The sequence below is a fragment of the Actinomyces sp. oral taxon 448 str. F0400 genome, assembly GCF_000220835.1.
Taxonomy (GTDB): Bacteria; Actinomycetota; Actinomycetes; order Actinomycetales; family Actinomycetaceae; genus Actinomyces.
Genome location: NZ_GL985606.1, coordinates 441,027 through 460,893 on the forward strand (window position 1 = coordinate 441,027; position 19,867 = coordinate 460,893).

The 19,867-nt window shown below is 67.2% G+C and carries 17 protein-coding genes; 7 read left to right on the forward strand and 10 right to left on the reverse strand.

Features of this window, described 5'->3' with window-relative positions; translation table 11 throughout:
* The 6 genes from HMPREF9062_RS01955 to HMPREF9062_RS01980 all read right to left on the reverse strand — a co-directional run.
* Positions 1-765 (reverse strand): GAD-like domain-containing protein (locus HMPREF9062_RS01955; RefSeq protein ID WP_009748328.1); only part of this gene is annotated, 765 nt, incomplete at its 3' end.
* Positions 766-961: 196 nt separating this feature from the next.
* A complete protein-coding gene (locus tag HMPREF9062_RS01960; protein WP_009748330.1) occupies positions 962-2,365 on the reverse strand; it encodes a flotillin family protein in 1,404 nt (467 codons plus the stop codon).
* Between the two features lie 88 nt (positions 2,366-2,453).
* Positions 2,454-2,954 (reverse strand): nodulation protein NfeD, encoded by a 501-nt coding sequence (locus HMPREF9062_RS01965; protein ID WP_009748331.1) that lies wholly within the window; start codon positions 2,952-2,954, stop codon positions 2,454-2,456.
* Between the two features lie 167 nt (positions 2,955-3,121).
* Entirely contained in the window at positions 3,122-3,565 is a 444-nt protein-coding gene (locus HMPREF9062_RS01970) for a fluoride efflux transporter FluC (RefSeq protein WP_009748332.1), read from the reverse strand.
* Positions 3,562-3,996 carry a fluoride efflux transporter FluC gene (locus HMPREF9062_RS01975; RefSeq protein WP_009748333.1) on the reverse strand — a complete coding sequence of 145 codons (435 nt, stop codon included), beginning with the start codon at positions 3,994-3,996 and terminating at the stop codon, positions 3,562-3,564. Before HMPREF9062_RS01975 ends, HMPREF9062_RS01970 begins: the two co-directional genes overlap by 4 nt.
* Positions 3,997-4,001: 5 nt before the next feature.
* A complete protein-coding gene (locus HMPREF9062_RS01980; protein WP_009748334.1) occupies positions 4,002-5,699 on the reverse strand; it encodes a DUF2079 domain-containing protein in 1,698 nt (565 codons plus the stop codon).
* 83 nt (positions 5,700-5,782) lie between these two features.
* Here HMPREF9062_RS01980 and HMPREF9062_RS01985 point away from each other — a divergent pair, with 83 nt between their 5' ends.
* From HMPREF9062_RS01985 to HMPREF9062_RS02010, 6 genes are all read left to right on the forward strand, one after another.
* A complete protein-coding gene (locus tag HMPREF9062_RS01985; protein ID WP_009748335.1) occupies positions 5,783-7,201 on the forward strand; it encodes an amino acid permease in 1,419 nt (472 codons plus the stop codon).
* 447 nt (positions 7,202-7,648) lie between these two features.
* Positions 7,649-8,017, forward strand: coding sequence for a hypothetical protein (locus tag HMPREF9062_RS13200; RefSeq protein WP_009748336.1), 369 nt, complete (start codon positions 7,649-7,651; stop codon positions 8,015-8,017).
* A complete protein-coding gene (locus tag HMPREF9062_RS01995) occupies positions 8,017-10,206 on the forward strand; it encodes a DUF6571 family protein (RefSeq protein ID WP_034253523.1) in 2,190 nt (729 codons plus the stop codon). The genes HMPREF9062_RS13200 and HMPREF9062_RS01995 overlap by 1 nt, the downstream gene beginning before the upstream one ends.
* Before the next feature lie 281 nt (positions 10,207-10,487).
* Complete coding sequence (locus HMPREF9062_RS02000) at positions 10,488-10,895, forward strand: urea ABC transporter substrate-binding protein (RefSeq protein ID WP_253270633.1); 408 nt, start codon at positions 10,488-10,490, stop codon at positions 10,893-10,895.
* A gap of 373 nt (positions 10,896-11,268) precedes the next feature.
* Positions 11,269-11,586 carry a hypothetical protein gene (locus HMPREF9062_RS12355; protein ID WP_009748339.1) on the forward strand — a complete coding sequence of 106 codons (318 nt, stop codon included), beginning with the start codon at positions 11,269-11,271 and terminating at the stop codon, positions 11,584-11,586.
* Positions 11,587-11,800: 214 nt separating this feature from the next.
* Positions 11,801-12,628 carry an inositol monophosphatase family protein gene (locus HMPREF9062_RS02010; protein ID WP_009748340.1) on the forward strand — a complete coding sequence of 276 codons (828 nt, stop codon included), beginning with the start codon at positions 11,801-11,803 and terminating at the stop codon, positions 12,626-12,628.
* A gap of 50 nt (positions 12,629-12,678) precedes the next feature.
* On the opposite strand, the gene HMPREF9062_RS02015 is transcribed toward HMPREF9062_RS02010, so the two are convergent.
* From HMPREF9062_RS02015 to HMPREF9062_RS02030, 4 genes are all read right to left on the reverse strand, one after another.
* Positions 12,679-13,437 (reverse strand): class I SAM-dependent methyltransferase, encoded by a 759-nt coding sequence (locus HMPREF9062_RS02015; protein ID WP_009748341.1) that lies wholly within the window; start codon positions 13,435-13,437, stop codon positions 12,679-12,681.
* A gap of 698 nt (positions 13,438-14,135) precedes the next feature.
* The gene (locus tag HMPREF9062_RS02020) at positions 14,136-14,807 is read right to left on the reverse strand and encodes a response regulator transcription factor (protein ID WP_009748342.1); all 672 of its coding nucleotides are present in this window, start codon (positions 14,805-14,807) and stop codon (positions 14,136-14,138) included.
* A complete protein-coding gene (locus tag HMPREF9062_RS02025) occupies positions 14,804-16,021 on the reverse strand; it encodes a sensor histidine kinase (RefSeq protein ID WP_083819996.1) in 1,218 nt (405 codons plus the stop codon). The genes HMPREF9062_RS02020 and HMPREF9062_RS02025 overlap by 4 nt, the downstream gene beginning before the upstream one ends.
* A gap of 98 nt (positions 16,022-16,119) precedes the next feature.
* Positions 16,120-18,891, reverse strand: a complete 2,772-nt coding sequence (locus HMPREF9062_RS02030; protein ID WP_009748344.1) for a lysylphosphatidylglycerol synthase domain-containing protein — start codon at positions 18,889-18,891, stop codon at positions 16,120-16,122.
* Between the two features lie 214 nt (positions 18,892-19,105).
* On the opposite strand from HMPREF9062_RS02030, the gene HMPREF9062_RS12035 reads away from it, so the two are divergent.
* Positions 19,106-19,867: GAD-like domain-containing protein (locus HMPREF9062_RS12035; protein WP_009748345.1), on the forward strand; the 762-nt coding region annotated here is incomplete at its 3' end.

The window sequence follows — 19,867 nt, forward strand, 5'->3', positions numbered from 1 at the left end:
ATCGCCCCCGCCGTCGCCGCCGGAGCCGCCGGGGCTCTCGCCGCCGTCGTCGGTGGCGATCTGAGCGGCGATCTGAGCGGCCGCCGCCGAGAAGTCCTGCCCCAACTGGTGGTCCTGGGCTTGGGCCAGGAACACCAGATGAGCGATAGCGTCCTCCACACCCAGCAAGCGGGCCTCCATACGCCCGGTGAAGCAATAGGCCGGCGTGAACCCGTACACCTGTCCCTCACCCACCGGACCCAGACGCTCGATCGCCTCATCCACCACCAACCGCCCCGACACCTCATCCTCGAACGAGTCCTTAAGCGGTGAAGTGAAGGTAAGACAGCCCATGCGCTCGCGCATCACAAAATTATCCATATCTGCTGCGTCACCGGCGCTGGGCCACAGGGTGCCCAGTATCGGGTCGACGTCCAGGGCGGGGCCGGAGATCTCCCCCCACAACTGCATGTCGCCCATGGCGGTGCGGTTCAGGCACCACCACTTCTGGTCGGGGAAGGGCAGGGCCGTCCCCTCCACCCACGCGTCGACCACCGGGGCCCACACCAGCGGATCAGTGATCCAGAACCGACCGTCAGCGAACCCGTCGAACCCGAACCGCCGCCACACGTACAGCACCGACTCGGGCAGCACACCCGAGAACCGCTCCACATGCTCCTCACCCACCCCATGCCCCGCACCCATCGGCGACCAACCCTCATACTCCAGCAGACTCTCCTGGATGTCGGACTCCACCCACTCCAGATCCCACGGCAGATCAACCATGACCCCACCCTAACAACCACCACCACACACCGTCGCCGGTTTCATTGCCGCCGTCGGGCATCAAGCCGTTCAATCTGGTGAGCTGAAACACGGACTTGAGGCCGGGCCGCGAGCCCGCCCCGGCCCCGGATCTGCGCAGCACGTCTTGGCGCCACGCGTTTCCCGGAGGCCGGGCACGGGCTCACGGGTCCGTTGCCTACCGGTCCTGACGGTCGCGGGAGGTCTGCCTGTCGTCATCCGCAATGCGATTGAACATGTCGGTCAGACCCGTGCCGGTCAGCGAGCGCATGATGGCGTCGAGCTGCTCCACGTTGCCGGCCACGGCCTTGGGCAGAGCGGAAGCGCCGTCGGTGGAGATGATCGACATGTCCTTGACGCTGCCCATCGGCTCTGCCAGTGCGCGGGCGATGTCGGGGGCCTTGTCCAGCACCATCTGCTGGGTGGCGGCCTCCCCGTACTTGGCCAGCGCGTCCGCCTTGTCGCTCATGGCCTTCGCCTCGGCCTCACCGGCCGCTTGGACGGCTTCCGCCTCCGCACGGCCGCGGGCCGCGATCGCCTCGGCCTCCGCTTCGGCACGAGCCGCGGTCGCACGGGCCTCCGCTTCGGCGCGGGCCACTGTCGCCTCGGCGTCGGCCTTGGCGTCCAGCCTCGTGCGCTCGGCCTCCGCCTCCGCCCTGCGGATGGACTCGACCTTAGTGGCCTCGGCCTCCTGCTCGCGCTGGTAGCGGGCGGCGTCGGCGGGCTTGCGCACCGTCGAGTCGAGCTCGCGCTCGGTCAGTGCGGCCTTGGCCTGGGCGGCCTCCTGCTCGATGACGGCGATCTCGCGCTCCTTGGCGGCTTGCGCCAGAGGACCGGATGAGGCGGCCTCCGCCTGGGCCTTGTCCGTTTCCGCCTTGAGCTGCGCCTGACGCAAGTACAGGTCGCGCTCGCGCTCGGCGATCTGCTGACGCGAGGTGACCTCGGCGTCCTTGGCCTCCCGCTCCGCATTGGCGCGGGCGACGCGGGCGTCCTTCTCCACGCGCTGCTGCTCGGGCACGCCCAGGGACTCGATGTAACCGCTCTCGTCGGCGATCTCGGAGATCTGGAGGACGTCGATCTCCAGACCCATGTTGGCCATGACGGACTTGGCATCGTCGAAGACGTTCTGCTGGAGCGCGTCGCGGTCGGAGATGAGGTCGGTGATGGTCATGTGGCCGACGATCGAGCGCAGCGAACCGATGAGCGCGTTGCGGGCGGAGTCGGCGATCGCCTGATCCGTGTTCGGCTTGCCGAGGAAGCGCTTGGCGGCGGCGCGCACCTGCTCGTCGGAGTCGCCGACCTTGACGGCCGCCACGGCGGAGACGTTGACATTGATCTTGTTCTCGTCCTCGGCGGTGACCCGGAATCCTATCGTGTTCTGCGTGAAGGGCAGGTACTGGATCGATTGGATGATCGGCAGAACGAAGTCCCGGCCACCGGGCCGGATGATTTTGATTTCGCCGTTGCGGGTCGATCCGGCGACCAGGCCTGTCATGTTGGAGGGGACGACGACCACCCTCGAGAGCATGTAGAGTCCCACCAGGATCGCTAGGACGACGAGCGCAATGATTGCGTAGAGCATTCGGTCTCCTTCGTATGTGTGTCGTTGCGGTCGGGCGGCGTGAGCGGTCCCGTACCGGGGCGCACCGGTCGCATGCCCACGCGCTCGCTCAGGTGTCGGAGGCCAGGGAGGTGACGACGAGGACGTCGTCGGCCGCCTCCAGGACGACGGCGGTCGAACCGGTGCGCAGGGAGCCGTCCGAGCGGGCCTCCAATGTCAGCTGATGGCCGCGAGAAGTCGCCATGACCTCACCACGGCCGTTCCTCCACCACAGGACCCGCACATCCGTGCCCACTAGCTCGCCCGGCGTCAGCGGGATGGCGTTGCGGGGCATGGCCCGCCGCATCCGCACCCACAGGGCCCGGGTTCCCGCGCCCGCGGCCAGCGCGGCGACCAGGGGCACGCCGATGAGCACCGCCGTCGCCACGTGCTCCCCGGTCAGGGCCTGCACCCCCGCTCCGACAGCGCCGAAGACGCCCAGCGCCGCGGCGATGACTGGCAGCGAGCCGTCGAAGAAGATGTCGTCGAGCCCGTCCGTGAGCCCGTCGAGGATCAAGGACAGCGCGAGGATCCCGCAGCCGACGACGGCGCACCAGATGAAAGGAGTCATGCCCGGCTCTCTGCTCGAAAGGGAAGGGTGGGAAGGTCCCGGGCGATGATTCTCGCACGTCCCGGCCCCGAGCGGTACGGATACCGTATAGGGACAACGACCCGTTGCCCCGCGGGCCGAAGTCCTATCCGCCTGCCCGATCTTCCCGCCCGACCGGTCAGGCCCGGTCAGGCCGCCCGGACCAGTACCGAGCCGCCCCGGGTGCCGACCCACAATCCGACTGCCGCGGCGGCTAGCGTGCCCGCTGTCAGGACCAGCGCGTGCATCAGCGTCGCATCGCCCCGGCCGTCCAGGAGCAGGCGGGCCCCCTCCACGCTGGCCGTCGAGAAGGTCGAATAACCACCCAGGAAACCGGTGCCCGCCACCGTGGAGATCCACGGGTGGACCCATGAGGGGGCCGCCGTCGCCGCTCCGGAGAGCAGACCCAGCAGGAAGCAGGCGCTGAGGTTGACGGTGATCGTGCCCAGCGGGATGACGTCGATGCGCCGGCGGCGGGCGCGATCGCCTCGCCGCCGGGCCGCGGCCGCGCTCACGCGCGCGTCCACGGTGAAGCGCGCCACCGCGCCCAGGCCGCCGGCGACGGCCAGAGCCACCCATGTCGCCGGCGTCATGACTGGTCCCCCTCGTTCTTCTCGCGCCTGAGCCGTCGGCCCGCGCTCTCGCCCAGGATCAGCCCCGCGGCAGCCACGCTCACTCCGACGGCGAGCGAGCCGAACAGGTAGGTGAACGCCAGCGGCCGGTGGTCGGTGCCCAACAGACCGGCAGTCTCCAGGATGTAGGTCGAATGCGTCGTCAGCCCGCCCATGAGGCCGGTGCCGACGGCCAGTCGCACGGTTCTGCGGCGGCCCTTGTCGGGGCCAATGGTTGCGAGCAGTCCGGTCAGCAGGCCCAGGGCGAGAGCGCCGAGCACGTTGACGGTCAGGGTCGCCTCGGGCAGATGCGCTGGATCGTGCGGCCACGCCTCGGCCAGACCGGCGCGCGCCAGCGTGCCGACGGCGCCCCCCAGCCCGACGGCGACCAGCGCCCGTCCATTCTCACTCATGTCGCTTACTGACGCTTCGCCACTTGAAAACCGTTGACGTCGAGGATGAGCTCGTAGGAGACGTGCCGGGACTGCGTTGCCCACGCGGCGGCGTCGGTGGGCGGCCTGCCGCCCCAGGCCGGGGAATGAGAGTCGACGATGACGTAGTCGTTGGCCCGGTCGGATGTGCCCACCCAGGACACGGTCGCCTTCGGCACCAGGTAGGCCAGGAGCGTCAGGTCGGTCTCGACGCTCGCGCCTTCGGGGATGGAGTCGAGCACCTGCTGCGCGGCGCCCGCCCGGCGGGTGGTGCCGTAATCCGTCTGGGTCATGGTCCACAGGGGCAGGTCGGAGGCGGTGAGGACGCCCGTGACCAGCGGGACGACGACGCCGACGGCGACCACCCGGCGGGCCCATACGGGGGCGGCCAGCCAACCCGCGCTCGACTCGTCGACGGACTCGGCCGGTTCGCCGAGTAGTGCGCCCGAGGACCTGCGGGTTCGGCGCTGACGCAGCCGGGAGACGACGTCGAGCAGCGCTCCCAGCGCGATGGGGATGAGCACGGCGTTGTAGTGCCAGAACCGCCACTGCCAGTACGCCTCCTTGTCCGCCAGGAAGCGCCAGCCCAGGGTCGGCAATGTGAGCGCCATCCATGGCGAGGCCATGCCGATCAGGCCGGCCGTGCACGCCAGCATGAACAGCGTGGCGACCTTGACGTCCGGGGAGAACAGCCGTTCGAGCAGGGTCCCGCCGGTCTGCGCGGAGGCGACGCCGTCGCCGGAGTTGCCGCCCAGCCCGTACTGCCAGGACCCCGTGGGGCTGAGCAGCGGCAGGATGATGAACACGGTCAGGACGAAGGCGAGCGCGCCGAAGAGGGCCAGGTACCCGCCCACCTGCACCGCTGTGGGCCGGCCCGCCCCGACGGGCGCGACGGCTCCGCCCCCCGAGGGCCCCGCCTCGGGACGGTCGACGCGCAGGGCGCGCCACCACGTGGGCTCCCTCCCGATGCTGGATACGGCTCCCCCTCCGACGCCGGCGGAGGGCGCCGGGGCGAGACCTGCGCGCTCGTCCTGCCACCCGCGCAGCGCGATGGCGCCGCCCGCTACGATGAGAGTCAGCCCCATGTCCTCCTTGACGAACACCAGTGGCATCAGCCACAGGGCGCACGCCGACCAGCGGCGCTCGACGAAAGCGGCCGACGCCCATGCCAGCGGCGGCACCGCGAAGGCGATCTCGTGGAATTGGGCCTGCGCCGCGCCCTGGAATCCCCACGACAGGACGTAGAACACCCCCAGCAGCGTTGCGACCGAGCGGCCCAGCAGGCGCGTGGCCAGGCGCGTCAACGGCCAGGCTGAGACGGCCAGGAGCAGGTCCTGGACCACCAGGAGCATGAGCGGGCTGGGGAACAGGCGCCACAGGGGACCGAGCAGCACGAGGATGGGGTGGAAGTGGTCGCCTAGCAGGTTGTAGTCGTCCCCCTTGATCGGGACGATCGGTGCATGGCCGTGGGCGTAGGCCTTGGCCATCTCGGCGAAGATCGCCAGGTCCCAGCTGGGCACCGTGATCGAGCGCCACTGGCCGACGGAGTAGGCGATGAGGATCCATGCCCCCGCGAGGACGGCCGCAGCCGCGGGCAGGCGGTCCGCGGCGGCGGGCAGATGGCCCGCGGCGGTGCTGCGAACGGTGCGAACGGTCTGCCAGGACAGGGGTCGGGATGTGATCATCGCCCTTGAGCCTACAAGAGGCGACGGCGTGCGAGCGCACCTGCGAGTAGGCTGCCCGCGTCAGCCCATCACGAGGAGATTTCATGGCCGAGCAGATCGCTCAGGACGACCGGCTGCAGCGACGCCTCACCAACAGGCACGTCCAGCTCATCGCCATCGGAGGGGCCATCGGCACCGGGCTCTTCATGGGATCCGGCGAGGCCATATCGGCGGCCGGCCCCGGGGTGCTCCTGGTCTACGCGATCATCGGAGGCGTCCTCTTCCTCGTCATGCGGGCCCTGGGCGAGCTCCTCCTGTCCGATCTGGAGTACAAGTCCTTCGCGGACGTCGCCCACGACCTTATCGGACCGTGGGCCGGGTTCTTCACCGGTTGGACCTACTACGTCTGCTGGCTGGTGACGGCTATCGCCGAAGTCATCGCGATCACCGGTTACGCCCGCTTCTGGTGGGAGGACTTGCCGCTGTGGGTGGCGCCGGTGGTCACTGTGGCCATACTGCTGGGGTTGAACCTCACCACTGTGCGGGCCTTCGGCGAGATCGAGTTCTGGTTCTCCATCATTAAGATCGTGGCCATCATCGCCCTGGTGGTCGTGGGGATCGTACTGGTCGTGATCGGCTTCGCCTCGCCGAACGGCGCGCATGCGAGTGTGACTAATCTGTGGCGCGACGGCGGCATGTTCCCCAACGGGTTCCACGGATTCACCGGGGCGTTTCAGATCGCCGTCTTCGCCTTCGTGGGAACCGAACTGATCGGCACCGCCGCTGCGGAGGCCAAGGACCCCGAGGTCACCCTGCCCAAAGCGATCAACGCGATCCCGGTGCGCATCGTCATCTTCTACCTGGGGGCGCTCGCCGCCATCATGTCCGTCACTCCGTGGCGGGAGGTCGATTCGGGATCGAGTCCGTTCGTGGCCATGTTTTCACTGGCCGGGCTGGGCGTTGCCGCCGGCGTGGTCAACTTCGTGGTCCTCACGGCGGCGGCCTCCAGCGCCAATTCGGGGATCTACTCGACGTCCAGGATGCTGTTCGGATTGTCGTGGGCCGGCCATGCTCCACGGATCTTCCGCAAGTTGACGGCGCGCAGCGTGCCCGGACCGGCACTGCTGGCGACCTGCGCGGCCCTGCTGACCTCGATCCCGCTGCTGTACATGTCGGAGTCGATTATGACGGCATTCCTCACGGTGACGACGATGGCCAGTGTGCTGTTCATCTTCGTATGGTGCATCATCATCGTCTCCTATCTACGCTTCCGTGTTCTGCGACCCGACTGGCATGCGATGAGCACTTTCCGGCTCCCCGGCGGGTGGGTGTCCGCGTGGGGGACGCTGGCCTTCTTCCTCTTCGTGGTCTGGACGCTGATTCAGGCGGACAAGACGCGTGAGGCGGTGGCGGTCTCCCCGATATGGCTGGCGGCCCTCGGAGTCGCCTGGTGGCTGCGCTCGCGCCGCACGGCGCGGAAGGAGACGGGTGACGAGAGCTCCGCTGCTGTGGAGGAGATGTGATGGCAGTATCCGGCGAGCGTTGAGAGCGGGCGGGCGAGCAGCCGGAGCGGCGGAGCTCCCGGGTGATGTCATTGCCCAGCAGGATCGAGACTCGCCCGCCGAGAGGCGTCGGGCCGCTCGGCGGTAGCGAACTCAGCGGCGTCGATGCTCGATGCGCCTGATCGGTGGCGTTCCCGAGTCGACCGCTTTGTCGACTGCCTTGGTCCGCGTCACCAGCGCCGCCTGCTCGGGCATTGGCGGGGTGCGACGGTCCGAGCGGGGGGTTGATTGACGGCGGGGTCCGGGGAGTAGGGTGTGTCGGGATTGACGTGTGTCCCTACACAGGAAGTAGGTCCCCATCGTATGGGTCAGCCGACGCCTAGTCCCTCGCCCGGTCCAGCTCCGACGCCCGGCCCGTCGTCCTCCTCCGCTCCGGCTCCGGCTCCGACGCCCGCCCCGTCGCCGCAAGTGGCGCCGGTTGAGGTCCCGCCGGAGCCTGAGGTCGATCCTCCGACGGATCCGAATCAGGCGATCAATTACAAGAAGGTGGCGTTGAAGGTGGTCCTGGATTCCTTGAAGGCGGCCGAGCAGGCCGTCGGCGCTGATTATATGGATACGGGTGAAGCTCCTAAGAGCCAGACCCTCACGGAGGGGCTGGGTGGCGAGGGGAGCGTGTGGCAGTCGCCGAAGGCGGATGCGGCCTACACGGTCCTGGAGAGCATCATCTCCTCGATCGGCTCCAAATTCAGGGACGCCACCACCGCGGTTGAGGACGAGTGGAATCTTGAGCCGACGTACGTCGACAAATCCGATGCGCGAGCTGAGTGGAATGCATGATGGCGTACGTGTTTCTTGATCCTGATGCGCTGCAGACGCTGATCGACGGCCTTAAGGGCTACGCGACCACCGCGATCACCAACCGGGACGATGCGGTCAATGTCAACACTTATGAGGACTCACCCACGTCATTGACGGATTTCTCCGATATTGTCGGGCTGCATTGCGCTAGCCTGGAGGACGAGGCTGCGGACCTCCAGAATCGGTTGGATGCGGCCAGGGCGGCCAATGAGAGCGGGCTGACGTCCACCGGTGCGGATGGGAGAACGATCTCCTACGTCATTCCGGAGGGTATGGAGGACACTGCGGAGAATGCGACGGCGTCCAACAACGTTGATACAGTCAACCAGGCCCGGGAGGATGCCGCTTCGCTCTCCGACTATGCGAAGGGCGGTTGCGACCCTGACGATTGGGATACTCTTCTGGCCCGAGTGCAGGCCGGTCAGGACGATCCGGCCTACGCCAATGCCCTACTGGCCAATATCGACCCGGGACGTCTTCTCGACTTGCCCGCGGACATTCACGGTAAGATGACGGCCAGGGATGCGAAGGACCAGACGGACTGGTCTTTGCGCCCTGATGCCGCCCGGGATCTGACCAACGCGCTCGGTCACGTTCTGGCGACTGCGTCGTACACCTGGCCGGACGATCAGGCGGCCGACTACGCCAACAAGCTCGCGGACGCCACCGAGGAGAAGGGCAAGTCCGAACGCCTCAAGGCTCTCAACGGCATGCTGATGGCCTCGCAGGACGTCGACGTCGACGAGGATGGGACGGCTGAGTCCGTGGGTCTGGATTACAGTGACTCGATGCTGACCACCCTGGCCCAACGCATGGAGAACTACTCGCCGCAGAAGTGGGACAACACCAGCCCGAGGGACTGGTGGCACCGCCTGGGCGACTTTCACGATGATTCCCATCTCCTCCTTCCGAAGGAGCTCTACTCCGATAATCCGATCGCGGGCGTCGTCCATGCCATGACCGGCAATCCTCAGGCGGCGCAGAACTGGCTGGTCGCCCGCCCTGACGGGCAGGGGGCGCCGGATCCCGCTTCGCCGGACCAGACGGAGGAGACCGTTCAACGCGTGCAGGATCTGGTCGGCTGGGGCTCCCTGAAGGAGAAAGGATGGGCCACCGACTGGGCGACGATGGCCTATGAGTTCGACTCCCAGGGCTGGGTTTCATCGGACCCGGCGGTGATGAGTCAGGAGGAGAGGTCCTACCAGGATTACGCCTCGGCAACGGCCGTTTCAGGGATTCTCAACGGTGTCGGCGGCGGCGAGAAGCCCGTGACCCTGCCCGATGGGGTGAGGAACCTCGTGTCGGAAACGCTCGCGAACCACCCGGACAGCGTCGTTGATTCCACGGAACAGGCGACTCCGAAGGGCCCCGTTGACTCCGTGGAAACGGAAGCGGATGATGGGACGACGACGTACGACTACAGGCCGCTCTTCACTAACCGGGCCCTGTCGAATCTCGTCGGTCAGATCTCCTACAATGAGACCGCGTCCAGTCGCCTCGGAGAATCGGTGACCGACTACAATCAGAAGGTGTTCGACGACGCCGTCGCCACGTACGAGGATTCGGGAAACCCCAAGTCCGTGAATGCAGCGGTCAAGGCTCAGTGCAGGACCAACGGGTTCTTCGCCGGCGCCGCCGGATACCAGGAGGTGGGCAGTGCCGAGAAGGCCGACAAGGTCTCCAAGGATCGCAATAAGACCGCCTCCTTCCTGGCTGGCCTCATTCCGACGGTGGGGCCGGAGGCGTCGTACATTGTGAACGTCGCCCAGCCGTTCAATGAGGATCAGGAGTCCAGTGCGAACTCGCGAGCCCACAACATGAAAGATGTGGCGCTCAAGCAGAATTATGAGCAGCTCACCGCCTCCCTTCTCAACAGCGGTCTGTATGATTCGGATGATCTGCTGGGAGCCGTCCGCGACAGTGGGAAAGACCGTCAGACGGATCGGGTGGTCGACGAGGCTGGGAATCCTCTGACGGTGGACATGGATCCGTCCGAGATCGGAGATACTGGCGTCAAGCGCGGCCTCGATCAGGTTGGCGGTTACCTTTACCACCGCGCCGACGGCACTCTTGATTACACAGACACAAGACAATCTTCTTTCAATGAGGGTTATGAGATGGCCAAGCCGTCTAGCGGTGAGGCGCCGGGACACGCGTGGGGCGGGTGATGGCGGTGCGGGTGCCTGGGTTGGGGGTTGGTTGTCGTTGGGTGGTGGGTTGTGTGGTGGTGGTGTGTGTGGTGGTGTCGGGTTGTTCGGGGGTGTGGCGGGGGGATGCGTCTCCGTCTCCGGTGCCGGGGTCGGGGCCGGCGGTGGTGGGGGCGGTTGCTCCGCCGGGTCCGGAGGGGTATACCTGTTCGGGGTTGCCTGATGCGGCGTTTACCGCCATGTTCGGCCCTGCAGCGACTGCTATGGCCACTAACGTCAACATTGAGGGGTCGGAGTGCTGGGTGGAAGTTCCTAACTCCGACTCCAGCTCCACAGTGTTCTACAGTGAGTTCGGGTACCTCAGCAGCGAATACAGCCCTTGGGACGATCCCATGCTGGCGATCGGTAATAGTTCGTCGTCCTTCTCCTTTCCCGAGGTGAATGGTGTTGGTAATGCCAAGATCGGTGTCGGTGAGAACGCCCCGTACGGGACCACGGTCTTCGTCTGCGGGGAGCATTACCTGACGTTGTCCATCAGCATGTTCTCCCCTGTGCGTGGTGATGTCAGGGACAACCTGGTCAACTTGACCGAGTCCTCTCTGCCGTGGTTGTGCCAGGACCAGCCCATTCCCGGCCTGGGACAGACCATGGAGCAGGTCCGTCCCCGCTGGGCCACCGCCCCACCCACCGCCATCCCCACACCACCATGAGAGAGGCGGGACTGCCCGGGTTGGGGGTTGGTTGTCGTTGGGTGGTGGGTTGTGTTGTGGTGGTGGTGTGTGTGGTGGTGTCGGGTTGTTCGGGGGTGTGGCGGGGGGATGCGTCTCCGTCTCCGGTGCCGGGGTCGGGGCCGGCGGTGGTGGGGGCGGTTGCTCCGCCGGGTCCGGAGGGGTATACCTGTTCGGGGTTGCCTGATGCGGCGTTTACCGCATGTTCGGTCCTGAGGCGACTGCTATGGCCACTAAGAGCGACGTTGAGGGGTCGAGGTGCTGGGTGGAAGTTCCTAACTCCGATTCCAGTTCCCCGGTGTTCTACAGTGAGTTCGGGTACCTCAGCAATGTATATAGTCCCTGGGATTCCCCTATGCTGACGGTCGGTAATAGTTTGTCGTCCTTTTCCTTTCCCGATGTGGATGGTGTTGGTAATGCCAAGATCGGTGTCGGTGAGGACGCCCCGTACGGGACTACGGTCTTCGTTTGCGGGGAGCATTACCTGTCGCTGTCCATTAAGAAGTTCTCCGCTGTGCGTGGTGATGTCAGGGACAACCTGGTCAACTTGACCGAGTCCTCTCTGCCGTGGTTGTGCCAGGACCAGCCCATCCCCGGCCTGGGGCAGACCATGGAGCAGGTCCGTCCCCGCTGGGCCACCGCCCCACCCACTGCCATCCCCACACCACCATGAGAGAGGCGCTTGAGCACATCGTTGAAGCGCGTAAGGACAACAAGGCGCGCAAGGGCGGCTACGAGGCCGACATTCATGCCGGCCGGCCGCCCCACCGGCATCCGGACCCTCCACCAAGGATGCGACACCGGCTTGACCCTCTGAACCGCACCCCGGCCACCGCGTAGAGTCAGGACCCTAGCCCGAAAGGTCGCAGAGGTCGCAGGGAGAAACCATGAGCTCACAGCACGCCGCCCCCATTCATGATGCAGACGCGTCCGCTCCGGACCGGTTGCTTGCCCCCGCCCTTGAGGCCGTCCGCGCGGGGGCGCTTCTCGCCCTCGACCCGGGCGAGGAACTGCGCATCGACACCAAACGCGACCGCAATGATGTGGTCACTCAGATCGACCGCGGCGTCGAGGCACTCATCGCTGAGCGCCTGGCCCCCACCGGGTATCCATTGCTGGGGGAGGAGGGGCACACGGTCGACTCGTGGCGCGGCCGCGTGTGGGTGCTCGACCCGATCGACGGCACCCTGAATTATGTGGCCGTTCACCGTCACTGGGCGATTTCACTTGCCCTCGTCGAGGATGGGGCGCCAGTGCTCGGAATCGTGGCCGACCCGGTGGACGACCGGCTTTACACCGCTGTGGCCGGAAGAGGCGCCCGCACGGGACGGCTGTTCGATGAGTCCGGCGTCGGTGGGCGGCCGCTCCCCCTCATCCAGGACGCCACTGTGGCCGACGGCGTGGTCATCGCTCATGTTCATGCGCTCGCATGCCTGGGCCACCTGCCTGAGATCGTCCGGTCCTCCCGCGGCCTGCGATGCTACGGTGCGGCGGCGCTCGAGCTCGTCGAGGTGGCGGCCGGTCGGGCCGGAAGCCTCGTCCATCCTCGCCTGCAGCCGTGGGATGTTGCGGCCGGCGCACTGATCTGCCGGGAGACGGGTGCGGCCGTCACCCGGCTGGACGGGACCCGGGTGGATGTGCGCGAACCCGGTTCACTAGTGGCGGGGACGCCGAGCGCCCACGCCGAAATGATCGAGCGCCTTGTGCGTGGTTGAGAAAACCCGTCGGGCCGCAGCCGTTCCTGCGGCCCGACGGGCGGCGGCGCTCAAGGTCGCCGTGCGGCCAGAGTGACGTGGGTGTGGCCCGGGTAGGCCGGGTCGGGTCGTGACCGCTGGAAGGTCACTGTCATGCCCAGGCGGGTGCACGTGTCGGCGATCCAGGCGGACGCGATCAGCTGAGACTGCGGAGTGCTGAGTTCTATATCCCAGTGAAGACCCGGGCGCTGGTCGCCTTCGAGGGCCGTGTCCGCTACCGGATAGACGGGCGCGGGATCCGAGATAGCGCCGATGAGGGAGGTGGTCGCGCGCCGGACCTCCTGGGTGGACATGATCAGAAGACCGCCGGGGGCCAGGTGATTTCTCGCACGTTCAAGCACGTCACGACGTTGTTCGGCGTTGAGGAGGGCGAGGCGGGAAGCCCTGAGATGGACAGCTTTGAACTCTTCAGTGAAATAGAAGGAGCGTATATCCGCCAGCCGCAGCTCGACATTGGTGATGATGTCGGTGTGCGACGGTGCGGACGGCACGAGTCGTTCGGCCATATTCGCGAGGGCCTCGGGATCGGCTTCGGTGGCGAGGACATGGTGTCCTGCGGCAGCGAGGAGGAAGGGCGGGCGCGTTCTTCCGCAGTCGAGTTCGAGGACGCGGTGCTCTGCCAGTCTGCGTGGGCAGACCTGAGAGAGGATGTCGAGCACGCTTTCGATTTCGAAACGGTCACGTGCGGCGAGAGAGTGGGCGTCTGTGGCGCTCGAGACGGGGCGCAGCGGCGCAGCCTCGGCGACAGAGTAATTCCATGGGAACTTCACGATTTTCTTCCGAGAAAGGTAAAGCCGTGCGGGTGGAGTCCGTCCTAGACGGGCCGACTCCACCCGCACGGCAGGGACCGGTCAGGGATGACCAGAGACCTTCAGGGAGGCCTTAGAGATCCTCAGGGGATCTCATAGCCCTCAGGGAGGCCAGGGACCTTATCAGGGAAGATCAGGGACCCAGGGACACTCAGGGAGTGTCAGGAACACACGGCAGGGATCAGAGAGGTTCGTGAGCCGTCAGGGCTTCAGGGGCCAGGGTGGTTCACGAACATTCAGGGATCAGGGACCAAGCACTATAGGGTTTTTATCTCAGGGACTCGGGCAGGTTATTCAAGGGCTCAGGAAAGCTTGTACGCGAATAATGTTCGCTGATCGGGGTCAGCGGCGGTACCACCAGAGAGCGCCGTGGTAGTAGACCCATCGTGAGGGATAAGAGGTCATATCGTATCACCTTTCCGTATAGACTAGGGCTCTAGCAGGGGCAAGGAAAGACCGATTCGAACACCGCTGGGCGGTTGCGATCAGTAGTGAGGGAACCACCACCACGAGTAGAACGCCAAGCGATAGCTTGAAGGTGCCGTGGCCATGTTTGTCGCCTTTCCTTGGAGGACCTGACAGAGATAATCATGCACCAGCCGGGCGGAGCTGTACATCCTCCGATCGGGTCCTCTGCGCCTCCTCCGACCGGAGGATGGTCAGACGAGTCCGTTGCGCAGCGCGTAGACGACGGCGCCGACCCGGTCCTGGACGCCGAGCTTGGCGATGAGCGCGGAGACATGGGTCTTGACGGTGGTCTCGCTCAGGCCCAGACGCGTGGCGATCTGCTTGTTGGACAGCGCCTCCACCATGAGGACGAGCACCTCCGACTCCCGGGGGGACAGGCTGACGCCCGGCGGCAGGACCGCCGCCGTATCGGGCGAGGGGGCGGCCGCGGGGGCGGCGGGTGCCGACCAGCCGCCGATGATGGCCGAGGACGCCGGGGAGAGGACCATATTGCCGGCGGCGACGTTGCGGATCGTGTCGGCCAGGGTCGCCACCGGGTCCTCCTTGGCGATGAAGCCGCGCACGCCGGCGGCCAGGGCCCGGTTGAGTACGTCGTCGGCTACGAAGGTCGTCAGAATGAGGATGCCGATGCCGGGGCGCTCCTTACGGAGCCTTTCCGCCAGGGTGATGCCGTCCAGGCGCGGCATCTGGACGTCCAGGAGCAGGACCTGGACTTCAGGGGTCTCCGGTGAGAACAGCAGGTCGAGGGCCTCCCGGCCGTCGCGAGCGGCCCAGACGATCCTGACGTCCTCGGTGGTGGCGAGGAGCTCGGTGAGCGTGCTGCGGACCAGGGCGTCGTCGTCGGCTAGGCCCACGTGAATCATGACTCGTCCCCGGGGGCCAGGGCCCGCGTGCCGGACACCGGGACGGTGGCGGTCACGATCCAGGAGCCGTCGTCGGTCAAGGTGGTCAGCTCGCCGCCGATGGCGGTCAGACGCTCGCGCATGCCGAGCACGCCCGAACCGGAGCGCGGCAGGTCGCCGGGCGCCACGCGAATGCGGTTGGTGGACACCAGGCGTATGACCTCCGGTCCCAGCCGCAGGGTCAGGGTCACCGGGGCATTCGGCTCCGCGTGGCGGACGACATTGGCGCCCATCTCGCGGGCCACCCGGGAGAGGGTGGAGGCCTGGGATCGCGTCGGGGAGATGTTCCCGCGGCACCGATAGGTGACGTCGAAGCCGGCGGCGGCGATGTCGTCGCTGACGGCGCGCACCGCGGCCCCCAGGTCGGTGACGACGTTCGACGTCCCAACGCCTTGGGTGACGTCGGGGGCGAGCTCGGGGGCGGCCCGGCGCAGGGTGCGCAGAAGGAGGCGCAACTCGTGAAGGGCGTCGGCCGCCGTCGTCTCCAGCGCCGCGAATTCCTTGCGGGCGGCCGCCGGGTAGGTTGTGTCCGCAGCGGCGCGCTGGGCCCGCAGGGCCGTCTGGGACATGGAGTAGGCGATGAGGTCGTGCATCTCACGGGAGATCTGCATGCGCAGCTCCTCCAGACGCTCCTCCGCCTGCTGCGCCTGAGTCAGGCGGTTCTGCTCGCTGCTCCGTATCATGCCGCCGGTGGGGACGAGGAGGAGTCCTATGATGACGTGGAAAGCCACCCCACCGGCCTCGCTGACGGCCGCGGCACTGGTAGCGACGCCGCGCTGCAGGGCGAGGAAGTCGGTGCCGAGCAGAATGAGGAGGGCTGCCCCGGCGTACCACGGCGGGAGGAAGCGCCCCGCGAAGAAGAAGACCGCGAGGTGAGTCAGGAACATATCCGAGGCGAAGGGGTGTGGTAGGCCGAGCAAGAAAAGCCAGGAGGCGAGATAGGCCACCATGCCCCATGAGGGGCGGAGCGGGAGGAGGGTGACGAGGACGAGGGCAACGACCATGAAGGCGAGATCGATGGGATGAGGAGCACCATACTTGCCGGTGTTCAGCACGATGTTCGCCGTGCCGGCAATGGCACCGATCCCCACGTAGATCTGTCGGCTGGCCCAGCGGGAGCGGATGGACTCCCAGGACCGGGAAGGGCCTGCATGTCCACGCAAGGGTGTAGTCATGTCGTCTCTAATCATTGGGTACCGGTGTTCCTCGCTCACGATAGCAAGAGCGCGTGGCGGGGGTTGACGGGAGTCGGGGTCATGATGCCCATGATCGTCTACAGGTCCCTGCTCCGCTGAAGGTGCCGCAGACTCAGCCAACCGGCCGGGATGGGGATCCAGAAGGTGACCAGGCGGTAGACGATCGCAGCGGACAGCGCCACACCGCTCGGGATGCCGGCCGTGACGAGCCCGGCGGTCAGCGCGATCTCGACCGGGCCGATGCCGCCGGGAGAGGGCACCACGGACCCCACCGTGTTGGAGGCCAGGTAGGTGATCGCCAGAATCGAGAAGGGGAGCGTGTACCCGAAGGCCCACAGGCTTCCGCCGAAGGCGAGGACGTAGCTCAGGCTGAGCAGGACGGTGCCCCCCACGCCCAGCGCCAGGCGCAGCGGGTTCGACATGATCCACACCAGGCGCGGCCACACCTGCCGATACGTGGGCTCGATCTTGGCCCGCACCCAGGTGCGCACCCGGGGCACGAACAGCGCCGAGCCGACCACGGCCACGAGCACGATGGCACCCAGGACGAGCCAGTCCGAGGGCAGGGTCAACCCGGTGGACTGCCCCGTCATCGCAGCCAGGATGATGAGCAGAACAATCGTGACGAGGAACTGGACGACCTGGACGAGCGCGACCGTGGCCACGCCGATGGGGGTGGGCACACCCCTGCGAGTCAGAAAGCGCAAGTTGATGGCGGCACCGCCGACCCCGGCGGGGGCCACGAGGGAGACCACCGCGCCGGCCAGGTGCACCTCGGTCGATTTCCACACGCTCAGACGCACCGGACTGAAGGCGACCAGTGCGATCCCCGCGCCCAGATAGGTCGCCAGGGAGAAGACGACGGCGCCGAGAATCCACCACGCGTTGGCTGCGGCGACAGCGGCGCTGATCTGGCTGAAATTCATGCGCGCTAGCAGCGTCCACAGCGCGACGAGCCCGACGACCGCCATGACGACGGTCCGCGGGGAGAACCGGGTGAGCTTGGCGGGCTCGGCGTGCGCGGTGGGCGTCAGGGCGACGAGAGCGTCGCGCAGCTCCTGGAGGAGCCGGCCGCGCTGTTCGCCCAGGGCGTCGCGGGTCGTCGCGGGCAGGACGACGCGCTGGAGCATGGGCGCGATGGAGGCGATCTGAGGCGTGCTCAGCGACCGCGAGGCCGCGGCGATGGCTCGGTCGACGCCGACGACGGAGGCCGTCAGGGCGAGAGTCTGGGCGAGATCCACGCGGCGGGACAGCTCGGAGGAGATCGTCTCCCCCGAGTCCCAGTCCAGCAGCCACACGCATCCGGCGACGTCGACGACCACACTGGAGGAGTCGATGGCGCGGTGAGCCAGGCCGGCGGCGTGGGCCCGGCCCAGCTGTTCCCACAGCTGAGCCAGGACGTCGTCGGAAACCTCGTCCAGATCGCCCAGGGCGCGTGCACCGATGACATGATCGGCCACCAGCAGAACGGATTCGTCGGCCTCCGCCATCCCGAACAGCGCCGGGGTGCGCACCCGGGCACGGTGGGCCTCCAGAGTCATGAGAGCCGCGTGCTCGGCCGCCGAGCGCACGGACAGGTCGCGCTCGGGGGAGAGCCCCTTAATGCGAATGCGGTCCCACAGGGTGGAGACGAAGCCGGCGACCTGGCTGTCGGTGTCCAGAACCGTCACGTCCCGGCGGATACCCGTGGCGTCCCACACGGCGTAGAGCCTGTGCACCGAGGGCCGGCCCACGGTCAGGGCGGCCGAGGAGGCCTCGGTCACAATCGCCTCCAGGTCGACATCGGTGGCGGTGGTGATCGTGGCCGTCTCCTCCGGATGTAGCGCGGCGGCGACCTCGGCGGGCTCGTTCGGGTACTCAGTCAAGTCGAGCCGGGGCCCGGCATCATCGAGGTCCGGCATGGCGGCCGGTATCGTCAACGGATTCTCCCGAACCTGCTCGGTGTATCCCACAGGCGTATCGGTCACGACTGTCCAGGCCTTTGCCGCCGGGGCGCGGTCCATGCGCACCACCCGTACGGCGTCGATGCCGGCGCGGCGCAGCGCCCGCACGAGCGCGGTGCCGTGGGCGCGCCGGTCCTCAACGCCGAACCCGTAGCGGATCGCCAGACCCAGCACGCGTCCCAGCAGGACGGACATAACGGCGCCGGGCAGGGTCAGTGCGCTGCGCAGCACGGCCAAGCCGATGATGACCCACAGGGCCGTCCAGCCGCGGCGCACCGCATGAGAGGCGCGTCGCTCCCCGGCACCGGTCAGCAGACCGGCCAGGGTGGCGAAGACCGTGGAGATGCCGACCTTGGCGGTGCCCGAGGCGGTGACCGTCAGACCCGAGATGATGGCGGAGGGCGCCCAGGAGGTGACGGCGGCGAGCACGGCCCAGGCCAGGAGAAATCCGCCGATACCGCCCAGAATCGCCTGGCCGGCCGTGCGCCAGGAACGGCGCAGGAGGCTCGCCAGGACGACGGACACGGGTACGAGGAAGGTCGCCAGGCCCTCGACGGTCTGGAGGGGGAAGACGAGGATCTGACGCAGGACGGCTGCGAGAGCATTCTGCACATCGAGGGTGACGCCGGTGGTCGTCTCGTGGGCGTAGGCCGCTAGAATGAGCATGGAGGCCGAGCCAATGGCGGCCAGGACAAGATCGAGTAGGTCCTCGGTGCGGCGCAGGCGGTGAGGCGCCGCATCCACCAGAAGGGTGGTCGAACGGGACCTCGACGGAGCTGGAGAAGGCTGCTGTGTCGGGACGGCGGGAGTGACGCCGATCCGAGGAATGCCGACGGGCGAGGTCGCGGGCGCTGATTCGACGGTGGTGTCGGCGTCCTGCGAGCCTGGAGGCAGGTCGGATGTCATGTTCAGAAGTCTACGGGCGGGGCATGGGACCCACCTCCGCCTCGGGGAGGACGCGCGTCTGCGGCCGTGGAAGGAAAAAGACTTTCGAGATCAGCGCGTTCCGACGCGGGGAAGGGTGAGTCGGTGGCGTGGGCGCGGGGTGTTGTTGTGTGTGGTGTCGGTGCGGGGCGGTGTGTGGCTGACGGTGTGTGGTGGTGGTTGTTAGGGTGGGGTCATGGTTGATCTGCCGTGGGATCTGGAGTGGGTGGAGTCGTCGTTGCAGGAGGATCTGCTGGGGTATCACCAGTATTATCCGATGGGTGCGGGGCATGGGGTGGATGAGGAGCATGTGGAGCGGTTCTCGGGTGTGCTGCCCGAGTCGGTGCTGTATGTGTGGCGGCGGTTCGGGTTCGATGGGTTCGCTGACGGTCGGTTCTGGATCACTGATCCGCTGGTGTGGGCCCCGGTGGTCGACGCGTGGGTGGAGGGGACGGCCCTGCCCTTCCCCGACCAGAAGTGGTGGTGCCTGAACCGCACCGCCATGGGCGACATGAAGTTGTGGGGGGAGATCTCCGGCCCCGCCTTGAAGATCGACCCGATACTGGGCACCCTTCGGCCCAGCGCCGGCTCCGCTCGGCGTATGAGCGACCCGGTCAAACGCGAGCGCATGGGCTGCACCGTCTTCACTTCACCGCTTAAGGACGTGTTCGAAGATGAGGCCACGGGGCGGTTGGTGGTGGATGAGGCGATCGAGCGTCTGGGTCCGGTGGGTGAGGGACAGCTGTACGGGTTCACGCCGGCCTATTGCTTCACCGGGCGTATGGAGGCCCGTCTGCTGGGCGTGGAGGACGCTATCGCTCATCTGGTGTTCCTGGCCCAAGCCCAGGACCACCAGCTAGTCGAAGACTTCTCCGCGGCGACCGCTCAGATCGCCGCCCAAATCGCCACCGACGACGGCAGCGACGGCGGTGGCTCCGGCGGCTCCGGCGGCTCTGGC

Excerpts from the sequence above, each read along its gene's own strand:
- HMPREF9062_RS01960 (WP_009748330.1), bottom strand. The coding sequence starts at position 2,365 with ATGCTCTACGCAATCATTGCGCTCGTCGTCCTAGCGATCCTGGTGGGA.
- HMPREF9062_RS01965 (WP_009748331.1), bottom strand. The coding sequence starts at position 2,954 with ATGACTCCTTTCATCTGGTGCGCCGTCGTCGGCTGCGGGATCCTCGCG.
- HMPREF9062_RS01970 (WP_009748332.1), bottom strand. The coding sequence starts at position 3,565 with ATGACGCCGGCGACATGGGTGGCTCTGGCCGTCGCCGGCGGCCTGGGC.
- HMPREF9062_RS01975 (WP_009748333.1), bottom strand. The coding sequence starts at position 3,996 with ATGAGTGAGAATGGACGGGCGCTGGTCGCCGTCGGGCTGGGGGGCGCC.
- HMPREF9062_RS01980 (WP_009748334.1), bottom strand. The coding sequence starts at position 5,699 with ATGATCACATCCCGACCCCTGTCCTGGCAGACCGTTCGCACCGTTCGC.
- HMPREF9062_RS01985 (WP_009748335.1), top strand. The coding sequence starts at position 5,783 with ATGGCCGAGCAGATCGCTCAGGACGACCGGCTGCAGCGACGCCTCACC.
- HMPREF9062_RS01995 (WP_034253523.1), top strand. The coding sequence starts at position 8,017 with ATGGCGTACGTGTTTCTTGATCCTGATGCGCTGCAGACGCTGATCGAC.
- HMPREF9062_RS12355 (WP_009748339.1), top strand. The coding sequence starts at position 11,269 with ATGCTGACGGTCGGTAATAGTTTGTCGTCCTTTTCCTTTCCCGATGTG.
- HMPREF9062_RS02010 (WP_009748340.1), top strand. The coding sequence starts at position 11,801 with ATGAGCTCACAGCACGCCGCCCCCATTCATGATGCAGACGCGTCCGCT.
- HMPREF9062_RS02020 (WP_009748342.1), bottom strand. The coding sequence starts at position 14,807 with ATGATTCACGTGGGCCTAGCCGACGACGACGCCCTGGTCCGCAGCACG.
- HMPREF9062_RS02025 (WP_083819996.1), bottom strand. The coding sequence starts at position 16,021 with ATGACTACACCCTTGCGTGGACATGCAGGCCCTTCCCGGTCCTGGGAG.
- HMPREF9062_RS02030 (WP_009748344.1), bottom strand. The coding sequence starts at position 18,891 with ATGACATCCGACCTGCCTCCAGGCTCGCAGGACGCCGACACCACCGTC.